Genomic DNA, 15,973 nt, shown 5'->3' with positions numbered 1-15,973 from the left:
CCCAACGACCCGACGAACAACACCGCCAGAACCACACCCACCGACCGATGCAGCCCCCACCCAGCCCGCCGCGCCACCAACACCACCACCGCGATCAACACCGGCCACACCACATAAAACTGACCCTGAATCGACAACGACCAGAAATGCTGCACCACACTCGCCCCCGTGTGCTGCGCGAAATAATCCACCGAGTTCGCCACCAGCTGCCAGTTCTCCACATACAACGCCGACGCGAACACCTCACGAATCGTCTGAAACCACCGTGTCTCCGGCAGAAACAACCAACTCGCCACCATCACCACGAACAACACCGTCAACGCCGCCGGGAACAACCGCTTGATCATCCGCGCCCACAACGGCCCGAACTCAATCCGCCCCCGCACCGACACCCGCACCAACTGACCCGTGATCAAAAACCCCGAAATCACAAAAAACACATCCACACCACCGGAAATCCGGCCAAACCACACGTGATACACCACCACCAACAACGCAGCCAACGCCCGCAACCCCTGCAACTCAGGCCGAAAACGCCGAGGCTCTGGTGATGCGGCGCCTGAGCGTGCAGCCGCGGGCATGTCGGCTCGAAGCTGGTTCATCCGTGCGGGTCCTCCGGTAACGCGTGCGGGGGCGCCACCGAAGTGGCGCCCCAACGATGCCATCGCTGGTTCGAAGGGAACCGCACGGGTGGCGGAAAGATCCCCACCACGTCCCCGATGGGCCTACCGGATCCCGCCGAACAGGATCTCCAGCACGAGGTGGGTGGCGCGCGCCACATCCGGGTGGCCTCGGCGGCCCCTGGCGATGTCGGTGACGACGTTCAGTGCGGCGTGTACCCGGAAGCGGACCAGTGCCGAAGAGTCCACTGTGCGGCACTCCCCCGCGAGCCGCACCCACGTGTCGACGTGCCTGCGCTGGGTGTCGCGCAGCCTGTGCCGGTCCGCCGCGGGAAGGTTGGTGTTCTCCGACACGTACACGGCGGCCATATCGGACTGCTCCAGGATGAGCCGCACGTAGGCGGTGACCAGAGCGCGCAGCGCGGTCTCGGCGTCGCCCGCAGCGCCGAGCGCGTCGGCTGTCGCGACGCTGAGCCGCTCCGCCGCCCGGTAGAAGACCGCGGTCAGCAGGTCGGTCTTGCTCGCGAAGTGCCGGTAGACGCTGGACGCGTTGATCCCCGCGGCCGCGCCGATGTCCTCCACGCTCACCCCGTGGTAACCGTGCAGGTGGAACAACCGGACGGCCTCCGCGAGCAGTCGCTCCCGGCGGGGCATCATCGGCCCCGCACTTCGCTCGCGCGGCGCTCCTGCGCCACCCACGTGCGGCAGTCCCCGCAGCTCCAGCACCTCGATGGCGATGGCGTGCACGACGAGTTCGGCCTTACCCCTGGCCAGTTTCGCTCGATGCGTCGAAGGGCTGACCAGAACACTCAGCGCCGCGGCGGTGAGGTACCCGGCGTCGGACCGGCTCAGCTCGGGCCGCACCTGGATCAGCAGGTCACGCAGGCGGCGCGCGCCCTGCTGCATCTGCTCGGTCACACGCAGCCTGTCCGGCTCACTCAGGTGCCGCCCCTCCCACTGGTAGAGCCGTCCTAGTGACCGGCGCTCCACACCCTGTCTGGCCAGACCCCGCACGACCGCGTCCAGGGCCTCAGCGGGCGACCCGGCCGCGTCGCCATGACTGGTGGCGAGCGTGAACGAGTCGCACAGCTCGCTGACGGCATGCGCGAGGATGGCCTGCTTGTTGCGGAAGTGCCGATAGATGGCCGGACCGGTGATCCCCACCTCGTCGGCGATGTCGTCGACGCCGACGTTGTGATAGCCCCTGCTGCAGAACAGTTCGGCCGCGGTGACCACGATCTGCGCCTTGCGGTTCCTCGGCCTGCGCAGCACGGCGGTTCTGGGTGTCACCGGCAGGAGTTTAACGAGATCGCGTTCCGTGTACCCGTGATGGCGTTCCGTGTACCTGTGATCGCGGCCTGCGCACACGGCGAAGCGGCGCGGCGGGAACCCGCCGCGCCGCCGTGGCCCGTGCTCAGAAGCGCAGGTCGGTCAGGTAGTCGTACCCGACCTCGGCCGTCCGCAGTGCGTTCGTGGGCTGGTCGTGCTCCACGATGAAGTGGCTCACGTGGCCCCTGCGGGTGTCCCGGAAAATCCTGCCGAAGTCGATGGTCCCGGTGCCGAGGTCCGCGAAGCCACCCTCCGGCTTGCGGTCCTTCACGTGGAACTGCCGCACCCTGCCGAACTCGCGGTAGTACTGCTCCACCGGGTCGATTCCGCCGTCGACCAGCCAGTACAGGTCGTACTCGAAGTGGACGTTGTGCCTGCTGGTGACCTGGGAGATCACGTCGAACGGGCGTACGCCGTCGATCTTCCGGAACTCGTGGGCGTGGTTGTGGTAGCCGTACTTGATCCCGGCCTTGCGGAATGCCTTGCCCGCCTTGTCGAGCCGATCAGCGAAGTCCCTCCACTCGCCGATGCTGTCGTAGTTCGCCCACGCACAGTCGGCGTAGTGATAGCCGAGGACCTTGGCGTCGGCGATCAGCGCGTCGACGTCCGCGCCGTCGAAACCGACGTGCGCCGATACCGCCCGCAGACCGTAGCGGTCCAGCAACCCACGGAACTCCCGCACGGAACGACCGTACGTACCGGCCAACTCCACGTTGCGATAGCCGATGTCCGCCAGCGCCTCGAGGGTGCCCTCGAGGTCGGCCTGCAGGTCGTTCCTGAGGGTGTAGAGCTGGATGCCGATCCGCTCCTCCGGCACGCGCCTGCCCCTCGACCAGCCGTTCGCGGCCGCGGTTCCGGCCTGCGCGGTTCCGGCCAGCCCGCCGGTCAGCGCTCCTGCCGCCCCGATCGCCGCCGCGGCACCCACCGCGCCTCGCAGCATCGACCTGCGGGACATGGGCCTCTCGTCGCGCTCTTCACTCATCACTGAGTCCCTTCCTTGGATTGGTTGCTGAACGCGGCATCGAACGCCGCCGCCGGCTTGTCGAAGTTGAGGTTGCGGATGTATCCCACCGCCTCGGCAGCGCCGCGCAGCCGGTCCATCCCCGCGTCCTCCCACTCCACCGAGATCGGGCCGGTGTAACCGATGGAGTTGAGCGCCCTGAACGCGCTCTCCCAGTCGACGTCACCGTGCCCTGTGGACACGAAGTCCCAGCCCCTGCGGGCGTCCGCCCATGCCAGATGGGATCCGAGCCTGCCGTTACGGCCGTCGAAGCGCTTCTTCGTGTCCTTGCAGTCGACGTGGTAGATCCGGTCGGCGAAATCCAGGATGAACCCGACCGGATCGAGGTCCTGCCAGACGAAGTGCGAAGGGTCCCAGTTGAGTCCGAAGGCGGGCCGGTGCTCGACCGCGTCCAGCGTGCGCTGCGTCGTCCAGTAGTCGTACGCGATCTCCGAGGGGTGCACCTCGTGCGCGAACCGCACTCCCTCCTCGTCGAACACGTCGAGGATCGGGTTCCACCTGCGGGCGAAGTCCGCGTAGCCGTCGTCGATGACCTCCTGCGACACCGGCGGGAACATCGCGACGTATTTCCAGATCTTCGAACCGGTGAACCCGACCACGGTGTCCACACCAAACTTGGCCGCCGCGCGAGCGGTGTCGGCGAGCTCGGCGGCCGCCCGCTGCCGGACTCCCTCCGGCTCACCGTCACCCCAGATGCGGCCGGGCAGGATGTTGCGGTGACGGTCGTCGATCGGGTCGTCACAGACAGCCTGGCCCACCAGGTGATTGGAGATCGTCCAGGCGTTCAGGCCGTAGGACTCCAGCAGCTTCCGGCGATCACGAACGTAGTTCTCCTCGGCCAGCGCCCTGTCCACCTCGAAGTGGTCCCCGGAGCAGGCGATCTCCAGCCCGTCGTATCCCCACTCGGCGGCCAGCCTGCACACCTCCTCGAACGGGAGGTCGGCCCACTGGCCGGTGAACAGCGTGATCGGTCGGCTCATCGTGACTTTCCCTTCGCCTGCGTCGTGATTCCTTGCAGTTGCAGCAGAAGATCGCGCACCTCGGTCGCGCCGATCCGCCCGCTTTTCTCCACATTGGACGGTATGGTCGAGTCGGAACAGAGCAGCACCGGCCCGTCGTCGGCGGTGTCGGGCAGCCGCCCGTGTGTGCCACGCACATACCGGGCGTCGGTCGGCACGACCTTCATCGAATAGCGCAACCCGGCCATCTTCCGGACCAGGTTCAGTCCCGCTTTCGCCTTGGCCAGCGGATCCGCCGGATCGAAGAACAACTCGGCCGGGTCGAAGCCGGGCTTGCGGTGGATCTCCACTCCCCTGGCGAAGTCGGGAGCGCGATCGTCGTCGAGCCAGTAGTAGTAGGTGAACCAGGCGTCCGGTTCGGCCACCGCCACCAGTTCACCGGCGCGATCGTGATCGAGCCCGTAGCGCTTCTGGCCGTCGCGGTCGAGCACCTCGTCGACGCCGGGCAACGCCGCCACCAGGTCGCGCACCCGGTCCCTGTCCGCCTCGTCGGCGACGTAGATGTGCGCGATCTGGTGATCGGCCACCGCGAAGGCACGCGAGGTCCACGGGTCCAGGTACTCCATGCCGGCCTGTGTGTAGACCTCGAGCAGGCCCTCCTCGCGCAACGCCCGGTTGACGTCCACCGGAGTACGGGCCGGGGTGATGCCGTACTCCGACAGCGCCACCACAGTCGCTCCCGCACGTTCGGCGTCGCCGAGCAGCGGAGCGATCTCGGCGTCCACCGCCCGCGCCGCGGTGACAGCCTGCGGCGAGTCCGGACCGAACCGCTGCAGGTCGTAGTCCAGGTGGGGCAGGTAGACCAGCTGCAGGTCCGGCCGCTCGTCCCAGAAGATCCGCCGGGCGGCCTCGACGATCCAACGGCTGGACTCGATTGACGCGGTCGGCCCCCAGTAGTGGAAGAGCGGGAACGGCCCGAGTTCGGCAGTCAGCTGATCGTGCAGCTCCGGTGGACGGGCGTAACAGTCGGGCGATTTGCGGCCGTCGGCGTGATAGATCGGCCGGGGTGTGATGGTGAAGTCGGTGGTCGCGCCCATGGCGTACCACCAGCAGATGTTGGCCGCGGTGTAGCCGGGCCGGGCGGCCCGCGCCGTCTCCCACACCTTCTCGCCACCGACCAGGCGGTTGTGCTGCCGCCAGAGGTACACCTCGCCGAGGTCGCGGAAGTACCAGCCGTTGCCGACGATGCCGTGGTCGGCGGGCATCAGCCCGGTGAGAAAGGTCGACTGCGCGCTGCACGTCACCGCGGGCAGCACCGTGCCCAACTCGGCCTGCCAGCCCCCGGTCGCCAGCTTGGCGAGGTTGGGCATGTACCGCAACAGTTTCGGGGTGAGCCCGACGACGTCGATCACCAACAGCTTGTTCGCCGTGTTACTGACGCTCACTGGTAAACCTCCTGGTCTGCGAGCGAGGTCCGCGCCCAGCGCAACTCGTCCGCGATCCCGGTGACGAGATCCTCCGGCCGCCACCGCCTGCTGCCGCGCGGCAGCACGTTCCACGTGTAGGTCTCGACCTCGATGTGCGGAAGCCCGTCCGGCTCATGGGCCCGCAGTGCGCTCACCGCCGAGGTGAGCACCTCGGTGGTCGAGGTGAGCGGCGGTTCCGGATCGGCGTGCAGCGGCACATGGAAATGCACTCGCCACGGCCCCTGCGCGGGCAACGTTTCCAGCGCCTCCGGCAGGTCGTCCGCGGCCAGCACCGCGCCCGACGGCGTCAGCTCGCGCACCTGGTGCAGGTAGCGGGGCTCGGCGAACCGGGCGAGGGCGGCCCGCGCCTCCTGCGTACCCGGCTCGGCCACGTGCAGCGCTGCCGACGCCTGCACCTTCACCACCCGCAGGCCGCTGCGATAGATCTGGTCCACCGCCTCGACCGGGTCGGCGAACGACACGGCGAGGTGGCAGGTGTCCAGGCAGAGACCGATGTGCTCCGGCTCGACCCGGTCCGCCAGCCAACCCACCGCATCCGCGACGGTGTCCAGCACGCATCCCGGTTCTGGTTCCACGGCCAGCCGAATGGGTTGCTCGTGCCGTGCCAGCGCGGTGCGCAGCACCCTGGTCACCTCGTCCAGCGCGATGCCGGAACGGAGGTCGTGCGAGCTGCTCCACGGCTCCCGCCAGGCCAACGGCAGGGTCGAGATGCTGCCGTACTCCGCGTCCTCCGGCAGCAGGTCAGCGAGCACCGTGATGCAGTCGAGCGTGTATCGCAGCCTGCGCACGTCGGTCCATTGTGGAACATACACCTTGTGTTTGACCACGTCGTCGTGGAATCCCTGATACGGGAAGGCGTTCATCGTCTGGACAACCAGCCCACGGGTGCGGAGTTCTTCCGCGAGCCGCAGGCGTGCGCTCCTGTCCTCGGCGAGCCCGGAGGCGACCTCCGCCGCCAGCCAGAGCCCGATCCCGAGCCGGTCGACGCCCAGTTCCTCGCGTACCGGAACGGCGTAGGTGTCGAGCTGGTCGAGAATCCCAGCCAGGTCCTCGGCGGGGTGGACGTTGGTGCAGTAGGACAACAAGGTCATGACATCGCCGAGCCCGCTGAATCCGCCGCGTCCGGCCGCGCCCCGCGCAACACCGAGTTTCCGGCGAACGTCTCCCCGGTCGGTTCCGCCTGCCCGGTGTCGTCCAGCATCAGCTTTCCACTCTGGCCGTAGAACTCCACCGGGTTCTGCCACAGCACCTTGTCCACATCGGCCACGGAGAACCCGCCCGCCAGCATCGCGTCGCCGGTCCTGGCTGTCTTCAGCGGGTCGGACCGGCCCCAGTCGGCGGCGGAGTTCACCAGCACCCGGGAGGTGCCGTAATTCCTGAGGATGGCGACCATCCGGTGCTCGTCCATCTTCGTGTCCGGATAGATCGAGAACCCCATCCAGCAGCCGGACTCCGCGACCGGACCGACGGTGACCTCGTTGAGGTGGTCCACCACCACCATCTCCGGGGCGATGCCGGACGCGCGCACCACGTCCAGGGTCCGGCGTGTCCCCGCGAGCTTGTCCCGGTGCGGGGTGTGCACCAGCACCGGGAGTTCGTGCTCGACCGCCATCGCGAGCTGCCGGGTGAACGCGTCCTCCTCGGCCGGAGTCATCGAGTCGTAGCCGACCTCGCCGACCGCCACCACCCCGTCCTTGGCCAGGTACCTCGGCAACACGTCGAGGACCTCGGTACATCGGGGATCGTTGGCCTCCTTCGGGTTCAGCGCCATGGTGCAGTGGTGCCTGATGCCGAACTGCGCGGCGCGGAACCGCTCCCAGCCGATCAACCCGTCGAAGTAGTCGGTGAACGACCCGACGTTGGTACGCGGTTGGCCGAGCCAGAACGCGGGCTCCACCAGCGCCCGCACGCCTGCCGCGTACATCTGCTCGTAGTCGGTGGTGGTCCGCGACGTCATATGGATATGCGGGTCAAAGATACGGCGCTGGTGCTGCTCAGTCATCGTCCTGCCTCCTGTGTCTTTGAGAGAACACGCGATCGCGAACACACCGTGTTCCCGGCGGCCGGCCCCAGTCGGATTCCGCCGTTCATCGTCCTGCCTCCTGGAGAATCCGTACGGCGTCGGCGGGCACGTCCCGCCCCGCCGCTTCGCGCTCGGCCGCGTAGTCGGCCACCATCCGCACCAGTTCACCGTCGGCGCGTTCGGCGAGTCCCGAGACCGCGGCCAGCGGCACGCCGACGAACAGGCATTTCAGCACCCCGTGCCGCCATGCGTGTGCGTCGAGACACCGGGCGGCGAACGGTCCGAGCGCCGCGGCCACCAACCGGAGATCATTGGTCCGCAACGCGTCCTCGACCAACGCCCGCCCCGCGTCGGCCACCGTGTCCGGCAGCAGGTGCAGTGCTCGCAGGACGCCCCTGCGCTCGGCCGCGTCGCCGTAGCGGTACAGCGCGGTGACCTCGCCGGGCAAGCGGTCCGGCGACAACGACTCGCCGAGCACGGCGAGCAGGCGGGCCCTGGCCAGATCGTCGACCGTACCGTGCACGAGCCCGTCGGGGTCGAGTTCCGGCCGCAGTGCCGACCGGCCGACCTTGCGGCCGACCGCGGGGAACAGCCGGCCCACCGCCGACGGATCGGCCCGGACGGCCTGCTCCGCCTCGACCAGCCAAGGATGGTCCACTTCGGACGCCGTAGCCACGGGTGTGCCGGCGGCGGTCGCCAAGGCGGGCAGTGCCGCGCGCAGCGCCTCGATGCTGCGCCGGGCCACTTCTGGTGCGGCGTGACTGTGCCGGGGGAGTTCCACAGCAGCCACCCCCGTGTAGCCGACCTCCATCAGCGCGGCAAGCGTGCCGGCCAGGTCCAACTGCCCCGTGCCGAACTCGAGGTGTTCGTGCACGCCGGGCATCATGTCGTCCAGCTGGACGTTCACCAGCAGTGGCGCCGCCTCCCGGATGCAGTCCGCCGCACTGGCCGGTTCGATCGCGACACAGTGGCCGACGTCGAGGGTGATGCCCAGCTGCTCGGGCTCACCGAGTTCCCTGCGTAGGCGTAGTGCGTCGGCAAGGTGGGCGACGAAGTGCCCCGGTTCCGGTTCGAGCCCGAGGCGCACACCACGCGTGGCCGCCTCGGCGACCACGCTGTCCACTCCGGACAACAGCCGCTGCCAGGCAGTCGTGGCGTCGAGACCCGCGGGCAGTGCTCCCGACCAGAAGGAGACGCACTCCGCGCCGAGCTCGCCCGCGATCAGCACCGCTCGGCGGAGGAAGTCCAGCCGTGGCCCTGGCTCGTCGGAGAGCAGGGTTGGGTGATGCTTGCGGTAGGGATCGAGCAGGTAGCGCGCTCCGGTCTCCACCACCACCCGCAGGCCCAGCCGGCCGAGGCGGTCGCCGACCCGCCGCAACTGGGCGGACAGGTCCGCTGCGAACGGGTCGAGATGGCAGTGGTCCAGTGTCAGCGCAACGCTGGTGTAGCCGAGATCGGCGAGCACGTCGAGCGCGTCGTCGAGTCTGTGATTGGCGAAACCGTTGGTGCCGTAGCCAAGATCGAGCGGGAGACCGTTCACTGCCACCTCCTGGAATGCACGTTCCACTCACGTCGTTTCACGCACGTCGCTGTCTTGCCGGTCAGGTGGGACTCACTCGCCGGGCCAGCTTCCTGGCCACCGGTAGCGCACTCGCCAGCAGCACGGCCGAGCGCACGGAACCGTGCCTGGCCGCGAGGCTCGCCTGCAACGGGACCATGCCGTGGATTCCGGCCACGGTCGCCGTCCGGATCCGGGCTGCCGTCGGATGTTGCGCCGCGGCGAACTGGGCACGGCCGACGGTCGCCGCGAAACCGCCACCGAACACGGCGCCGATCATTCGGTCGCGCCAGGACCTGCTGCGCCCCGTGAGCGCCAGTGCGGTCGAGAAGGCCGTACCGGCGACCGCCGCACTCGCCGTGTCCGACGAGCCGCCCCGCACCTCGCCCGCCGAAACGGCCGTCACCCCCATGGTGTGCACGCCGAACGCCGCTGCCGTGGGCAACGCCGAGCGCAGGGAACCACCTGAAGCGCCGAGCAGGACGTCCAGCATCCTGCAGGTGGCCATCCCCAGCGGGCCCGCACCAGTGCCCTTGAGCCTGGTGTCGTACGCGAGCACCGCGGCGGCAAGCGGGAACGCCAGTTTGAGGCCGCGCTGCCCGCCGCCGAGCCCGGACAGTCCGAGCCCGGCAGCGGTCAGCACACCCCCAGTGGTGAGCGCCGCGCGCGCACTCACCCGGCCGGAAGGGATCGGGCGCTCCGGACGCTCGATCGCATCCAGTTCCCGGTCGGCCCAGTCGTTGAACGCCATTCCCGCCCAGTAGAAGGAAGCCGACGCCAGCGGCAACAGCAGTCGTCTGCCCCGTAGCGGGTTACGTCCCGCTGCCGCACCGGCGACGGTGTCACCGAGCACCGTGAGGGCGGCGGGCGCCCGGACGAGTTGCACGTAGGCGGAAACAGCGGACTTTCTCGTCGTAGCCGGTGTTGTACTCACAGAGCCATCGCCCACTTCCGCAACGCGGCGGCCTGCTCGGCCAGTCGATGCTCGTCGCTGCCCACCGGGTCCTTGAAGAAGAACGCCAGTGACCCGAGCGGACCGCTCTGCCCAGCGGCGTGCGCCGCCGCCGTGAACCGGGCCAGGTCCAGCACCAGCGGTGCGGCAAGGGACGAATCGTAGCCCGTCCAGGTGAACTGCAGGCTCATCCTGGTACCGAGGAAGCCTTCGAAGGACACGTTGTCCCAGGCGATCTTCTGCTCGCCGAGGTCGGGCACGTTGTCGATGTGCAGCGGGGCCGTCACAGCTCCCCCGAGCAGTGTCTCGAGTCCGCGTCCCTTGGAGACCAGCTTGCTGCCCGCGTGTTCGGCGTCGGCGAGCGTGAGGCCGTCGCCGCCACCGAGCAGGTTGGTGCCCGCCCATGACCGGACCGCCAGGGCGCGGGTGGTGAACATCGGGGCGAGTGCGCTGCGCACGAGCGTCTCACCGGTCTTGCCGTCCGAGCCGGCGTACGGCAGGCCGAGTTCGGTCGCCAACCGCTCCAGCGCGGGCAGCCGGACACCGGTGGACGGCGTGAAGTCGACATAGGGACATCCGGAGCGCAAGGCGGCGTACGCGGCAACCGAACTCGGCGGCAGCACCGTCCGTCCCGGCACCGACATCGCCGCCTCCAGTGCTTCCAGCGTGTTGTGCTCCGGCAGTTCGGGAAACACGGGTTCGGTCGAGGAGACGTTGACCACGACCACGCGGCGCAGACCACGCCGCTGTGCGAATTCGGTGATGTCCGCGGACAACGCACGCGCGGCGTCCGCCTGCGAACCGGGATGTGTCGCGGGGTGGTATCCGGCCCGCAGTTCGTTGTCTATTTCGGACAGCCCGGAGCGGACGGCTTGGAAGACACGATGCGGGATGACCCCGGACTCGCTGAGCAGCTCGGCCCGCTTCTCCAGTGGGGTCTGCACGATGTCGTGCCCGCCGATGTGCAGCTCGTCCCAGCCGGGGAGGTCCATGTCCTCGAACGGAGCGGTGGCACTCACACATCCGGTGGGTGCGACGACGCCTGCGCGCAGCGCGAGCAGACCCGTGATCGCCGTGGTGGCCACCGAACCTCTGGCACCTACCAGCCACAGTCCGGTGGGTCCGAACTCTGCCATGAACTACCTTGCCTTCCCGAGTCACCGGGCCGTGAACTCCACTCGCCGCCGGTGGCGAGTGGGTGGGTGGGCACCCGCGAAAACCGCGGGCGCCCACCCTGGTCCGACTCACTTTTCAGCTGAACCAGCCGGGTGGCTAGTCCGATGTACTGGCCTCGGCCAGCCTGACACCTCCCTCGATGTCGCCAACGACCGCCTCGGCGTCCCGTACCAGCGCGGTCCTGACGACCTCGTCGCCGACCAGTGCCTCGTCGGCCGCGAGCTCCGCGAAGGAGTTCAGGTAGCGGACGGCCTTGCCGTCCTTGCCTTTCGCCTCGGCCTTACGAGCCTTCGACAGTTCCTTCGACAACTGCTTGTAGGCCGTCAGGGACAACCGATCGCTCGCCCGGAACCGGTCGACCAGCTGGCCGATCTCCCGCAGCGAAGTGGTCGAGGCGAACGACACCGACTGCTCGACGCGGTTGCCCGCCCGGTCCTCGGCTGCCACCGAAAGGGTGTGCACACCGAGCGGCAGCTGGTGCAGCGGCAGGAGCGCGCCGGACGTGATCGCATCCCCGTCCAGCGTCGCAGACTGACTCGCCACTCCGGACGTACCGTCCGTCGCGCTCCACGAGATCACCAGGTCGGTGGCGTCGCCGTATACCGTGCCCTCGGCGACACCGGCGACCATCAGCGTCGGCTTGGTGGCGTCGATCTTGACTGTCGCCGCCTTGTCCGGCTCGATGTTTCCGGCCTTGTCCACCGCACGATAGAGCAGGGTGTGCTCACCGTCGCCGGTGAGCACCACCGGCTCGGTGTACGTGGACCACGCACCGCCGTCCAGGCTCCACTCGATCCGGTCGACTCCTGAGGCGTCGACCATGCCGCCGGAGTCGGTCGCCTCCAGCACCACCGGCACCTCACCCGCGTGCCAGTCGCCCTGCCCCGGCTCCGGGAAACTCGCCTCGGTCACGGGTGCGACTCCGTCGAGCTCGGCGATCTGGATGTTGCGGAACGAGACGTCATCGGAGCCACCGTGGTTCTGGATTCCGATGAAGCCCTGGGTCAGATCCCGATCCGGGTGCGTGCTGACGAACTCGTTGACCACCGTGCCGTTGAGCACCACCTTGATCGTCTGGCCCTGGACCACGATCTCATAGGAGTTCCACTCCCCTGGCGGCTTCAGCGCCGCGTCACGGGCCTCGATGTCGGCCGACTGGAAGCTGTACACCGATCCCGTTGTCCGGTCCGGTGCGTCGGTGGCATCGATCTGGATCTCGTAGCCCTGGTTGACGGCGACCCACGGGTCGTCACCCGGGTCCGGGAACCCGACGAAGATCCCGGAGTTGTCGTCCCCGGCCATCTTCCAGTCCAGCTTCAGGCTGTACGCGCCGAACTCCTGCTCGTACAGGTACAGGCCCATGCCACCGACCGAGCGAATCGTGCAGTCGCTCTGGTGCTCGAACGACCCGGGACCTGCCTGGCGCCAGCCGTCCATGCTCGCCTCGGTGCCGTCGAAGAGCATGCTGTAGCCCTCCTCCGGTGTCGCGGGCTCACACGTCTGTGTGTCGGGCTGGGCCACGCCCGGCCCTTGGACATTGAGGACATCCACATCGAACAGGCCGCCCGTTCCGGTTCCCTTGAACACCAGGTACAGCGGCTTGGTGCCACCCGGGTCAGAGATGGGGGCGGGGGCGATGTCGGTGTAGTTGTCCCAGCCACCGGTGCTGTCCACCTGCACGGTCTGCACCAGCGGACCGTCGAGCGAACCGGAGCGGACCTCGATCGTTCCACCCGCACCACCGGAGGACACGCGGTAGCCGATCGCTTCGACGCCGGTCAGGTTCACCGGATCGAACTTGATCCAGTCGCCGTCGTCGATGTAACCGACCCGCTTGCCGCCGCTGGCCTCGGCCGCGGCGACGACCTCGATGCCGCTTTGCTCGGTGAAGAACTCGGCCTGCTTCGTCTTCGGCTGCAAGATGGTCTCGTCCGAACCCTCCAGTGCGGGAACGTCGCCCGCTCCGTTGTCGGTGTAGTAGGCGTTGATCACACCGAAGATGTCCGCGTCGAGGCCGTGGCCCTCGTCGGCAGGCGTCCTGATGACACCCGCACAGCCGGTGGCCCGACTCAACGGGTGCCCGTGGTCGTTGTGACCGAGGATGTACTCCACGGTCACCCTGGAGCAGTCGATCTCCCCGTCCTCGGGATCGGTCACCGTGACCGTGAACGGCACGCTGTCCCCGAAGCCGAAGAACCCGCCGTCGACCGGTGTCTCGAGCGTCACCGTTGGAGCGGTGTTGCCCGCGGTGATCACCACGCTGACCGACCCGGTCAGCCCGCTCTCATCGGTGACCGACAACTGCGCGTTGTACTGCCCCGGCTCGTTGTAGATGTGCGACACCGGTCCCGCCTCGGCGGAGTCGGTGGTGCCGTCACCGTCGAAGTCCCACGCGTACGTCAGGGCGCCACCGTCTTCGTCCGCGGTGCCTGCCGGGTCGAAGTTCACCTCGAGCGGAGCCGGACCCGATGTCCTGTCCGTGGCGACCTTGGCCACGGGAGTCCGGTTGCCCTTGGTGTGGTCGATCCGGTAGACGGCCGAGTCCTCCGAGCCGCCGAAGTACCCGCTGCCGTAGTCCAGCACGTACAGCGATCCGTCCGGTCCGAACTCGAGATTCATCGGCCTGGTCAGGTCCATCGACTCGAAGAACGTCTCGATCGCCCCCCGCTCACCGTCGGGGCCGGCTTCGATCGTCTTGATCCAGCTTCGCTCCCACTCGTAGGCAAAGGTCTTGCCGTCGTAGTACTCCGGGAACTTCGTCGGCGAGTCGAGGTCCGGGTCATAGTTGTAAACCGGCCCGCCCATCGGTGATTCGCTCCCGGTGCCGAACTCGGGCACCGATCCACCGTCGTAGGGAATCCATGCCGGCTGTGCGGGAGGAAGATCCACGAGACCGGTGTTGTGCCTGCTCTCGTTCTTCGGCGCCGCGCAGTCGAAGGCCGGGCCCGATTCGCCGGTGGCGAAGTCGTAGTCGCGGTACGCCAGGTTGTCCCCGACACAGAGCGGCCAGCCGAAGTTGCCCGCCTCCTTGATCAGGTTGAACTCGACCGTCCCACCCGGACCGCGCTCGGGGTTGGCCGCTCCCGCGTCGGGCCCGTAGTCGCCGAGGTAGACCCAGCCGGTCTCCTTGTCGACCGCGAAGCGGAACGGGTTGCGGAAGCCCATCGCATAGATTTCCGGAAGAGTCTTCTCCGTGCCGGGTGCGAACAGGTTGCCATCGGGAATGGTGTAACTGCCGTCCTCCTGCACGGTGATGCGCAGCAGTTTGCCCCGCAGGTCGTTGGTGTTGCCGGAGGTACGGCGGGCGTCGAACACCGGGTTGCGGTCGGCGCGCTCGTCGATCGGCGTGTAGCCGTCAGATGCGAACGGGTTGCTGTCGTCCCCTGTGGACAGCAACAGGTTGCCCTGCGCGTCGAAGTCGATCTCGCCACCGGCGTGGCAGCAGATGCCTCGATCGGCGGGCACCCGCAGGATCTGCTGTTCGCTCGCGAGATCCAGGTTGCCGTCCTCGGTCAGCTTGTAGCGGGACAACTGGTTGTGTCCCTTGAACGGCGCGAAATCCGCCTCGGTCCCGTTCTCCGGCGCCGCGCCGGCCGGTGTGTCCAGCGGCGGCGCGTAGTAGAGGTAGACCCAGTTGTTCTCCGCGAAGTCCGGATCGATCGCGATGCCCTGCAGCCCGTCCTCGTCGTGGTTGTACACGTCGAGTTTCGCGGCAAGGGACGTCGTCGCTTCGGGGGTGGTCAGCCAGACCTCACCGTCACGGGAGGTATGCAACACCCTGCGGTCGGGCAGGACGGCCAATGCGATGGGCTCGCCCGTGCGCTCCTCACCCTTGGCCAGGGTGATCTGGTCGAAGTCCTCGTCCGTCGGGTTGCCCGGACCGGGGTCCGGCACCGAGCAGTCGCCGTCGCGCTCACCCGCGGCGTACAGGATTCCGCCGGCCAGGTGGGTCCGGAACTCCGCCTCGGTGTACGACTCCTCGGTGTGCCCGCCGCCGGTGTACCAGGCACGACCACCACTGTTCTCGTGGCACCAGGCGATGGGGTGATCCCCCATCGCACCATCACCCGGCGCATAGCTGGACTCGTCGAGCGAGGCCAGCACGTGCACGTCCTGGCGGGGATTGGCCCGGAAGTTGTACCACTCGTCGGTACGGCTCCACTGGTACGGCAGGTCCGCTGTGGACGGATGTTGACGGTCCTCCACGTTGACCGTCGCCTCCTGAATGTGCGGATGCGACTGGAAGTAGGCGCCCACCAGGTCGCCGTACCAGGGCCAGTCGTACTCGGTGTCCGAGGCGGCGTGCACGCCCGCGTATCCGCCGCCCCCGGCCACGTAACGCTCGAACGCGCCCTGCTGCTCGTCGTTCAGCACGTCTCCGGTGGTGGACAACCACACCACCGCGTCGTAGTTGGCCAGGTTCTCGTCGGTGAAAGCCGCCGCGTCCTCGGTGGCCTCGACCGCGAAACCGTTCTGCTCGCCCAGTTCCTCGATCGTGGCGATCCCGGTGGGGATCGAGCCGTGACGGTATCCGGCCGTCTTGGAGAACACCAGCACGCTGGCCGAATCGGCCGCCTCGGCCCCGGTGTCCGCCGACTGCGCGGTCGCCGACGGCAGGCCGACGCCGAGTCCGGTACACAACGCGAGGACAGCGGCGCCGAAGCGCCTGCCGGATTTGCCTGGTCGCGGGAATCTACCTGACGTTCCTTGTGTGGTACTGCTGCTTCTTCGCACGTGTACCTGCGCTCCTTGCTCGCGAACCGGTGGGGACCGTTTGAGCGGATGTTTCGCTGTCTCCTCCCTTCACGACTGGCGCGGCTTACCTGGACAACTCGTTGAGCCGGCGGC

11 protein-coding genes are annotated in these 15,973 nt (G+C 68.2%); all 11 read right to left on the bottom strand.

Translation table 11 applies throughout. The features are described 5' to 3' along the window. A partial coding sequence (locus BM199_RS27725; RefSeq protein ID WP_143101936.1) for an acyltransferase family protein occupies window positions 1–602 on the bottom strand: 602 nt, incomplete at its 3' end. Between the two features lie 123 nt (window positions 603–725). Continuing rightward, a complete protein-coding gene (locus BM199_RS27720; RefSeq protein ID WP_177242816.1) occupies window positions 726–1,910 on the bottom strand; it encodes a TetR/AcrR family transcriptional regulator in 1,185 nt (394 codons plus the stop codon). Between the two features lie 124 nt (window positions 1,911–2,034). Further along, on the bottom strand, window positions 2,035–2,931 hold the full coding sequence (locus tag BM199_RS27715; protein ID WP_245788801.1) for a sugar phosphate isomerase/epimerase family protein: 897 nt from the start codon (window positions 2,929–2,931) through the stop codon (window positions 2,035–2,037). Beyond that, entirely contained in the window at window positions 2,931–3,950 is a 1,020-nt protein-coding gene (locus BM199_RS27710; protein WP_091677554.1) for a sugar phosphate isomerase/epimerase family protein, read from the bottom strand. Before BM199_RS27710 ends, BM199_RS27715 begins: the two co-directional genes overlap by 1 nt. After that, entirely contained in the window at window positions 3,947–5,374 is a 1,428-nt protein-coding gene (locus BM199_RS27705) for an alkaline phosphatase family protein (protein ID WP_091677552.1), read from the bottom strand. The genes BM199_RS27710 and BM199_RS27705 overlap by 4 nt, the downstream gene beginning before the upstream one ends. Continuing rightward, a complete protein-coding gene (gene eboE, locus BM199_RS27700) occupies window positions 5,371–6,501 on the bottom strand; it encodes a metabolite traffic protein EboE (RefSeq protein ID WP_091677599.1) in 1,131 nt (376 codons plus the stop codon). The genes BM199_RS27705 and eboE overlap by 4 nt, the downstream gene beginning before the upstream one ends. 2 nt (window positions 6,502–6,503) lie before the next feature. Then, the gene (locus BM199_RS27695) at window positions 6,504–7,418 is read right to left on the bottom strand and encodes a TatD family hydrolase (RefSeq protein ID WP_091677550.1); all 915 of its coding nucleotides are present in this window, start codon (window positions 7,416–7,418) and stop codon (window positions 6,504–6,506) included. A gap of 85 nt (window positions 7,419–7,503) precedes the next feature. Continuing rightward, a complete protein-coding gene (locus BM199_RS27690; protein WP_091677547.1) occupies window positions 7,504–8,979 on the bottom strand; it encodes an EboA domain-containing protein in 1,476 nt (491 codons plus the stop codon). A gap of 61 nt (window positions 8,980–9,040) precedes the next feature. Next, window positions 9,041–9,931: an SCO3242 family prenyltransferase gene (locus BM199_RS27685; RefSeq protein WP_245788799.1), complete on the bottom strand. Its 891-nt coding sequence runs from the start codon at window positions 9,929–9,931 to the stop codon at window positions 9,041–9,043. After that, window positions 9,928–11,085, bottom strand: a complete 1,158-nt coding sequence (locus BM199_RS27680) for an inositol-3-phosphate synthase (protein WP_091677543.1) — start codon at window positions 11,083–11,085, stop codon at window positions 9,928–9,930. Before BM199_RS27680 ends, BM199_RS27685 begins: the two co-directional genes overlap by 4 nt. Before the next feature lie 136 nt (window positions 11,086–11,221). Then, on the bottom strand, window positions 11,222–15,859 hold the full coding sequence (locus tag BM199_RS27675; protein WP_091677540.1) for a ThuA domain-containing protein: 4,638 nt from the start codon (window positions 15,857–15,859) through the stop codon (window positions 11,222–11,224). Window positions 15,860–15,973 lie beyond the last annotated feature (114 nt).

Origin of the sequence: Amycolatopsis marina (genome assembly GCF_900111885.1) — a bacterium.
In the GTDB taxonomy this organism is placed as follows: Bacteria; Actinomycetota; Actinomycetes; order Mycobacteriales; family Pseudonocardiaceae; genus Amycolatopsis; species Amycolatopsis marina.
The sequence above is the reverse complement of the archived record's forward strand: the minus strand, read 5'-3'. Positions and strand labels throughout refer to the sequence as shown.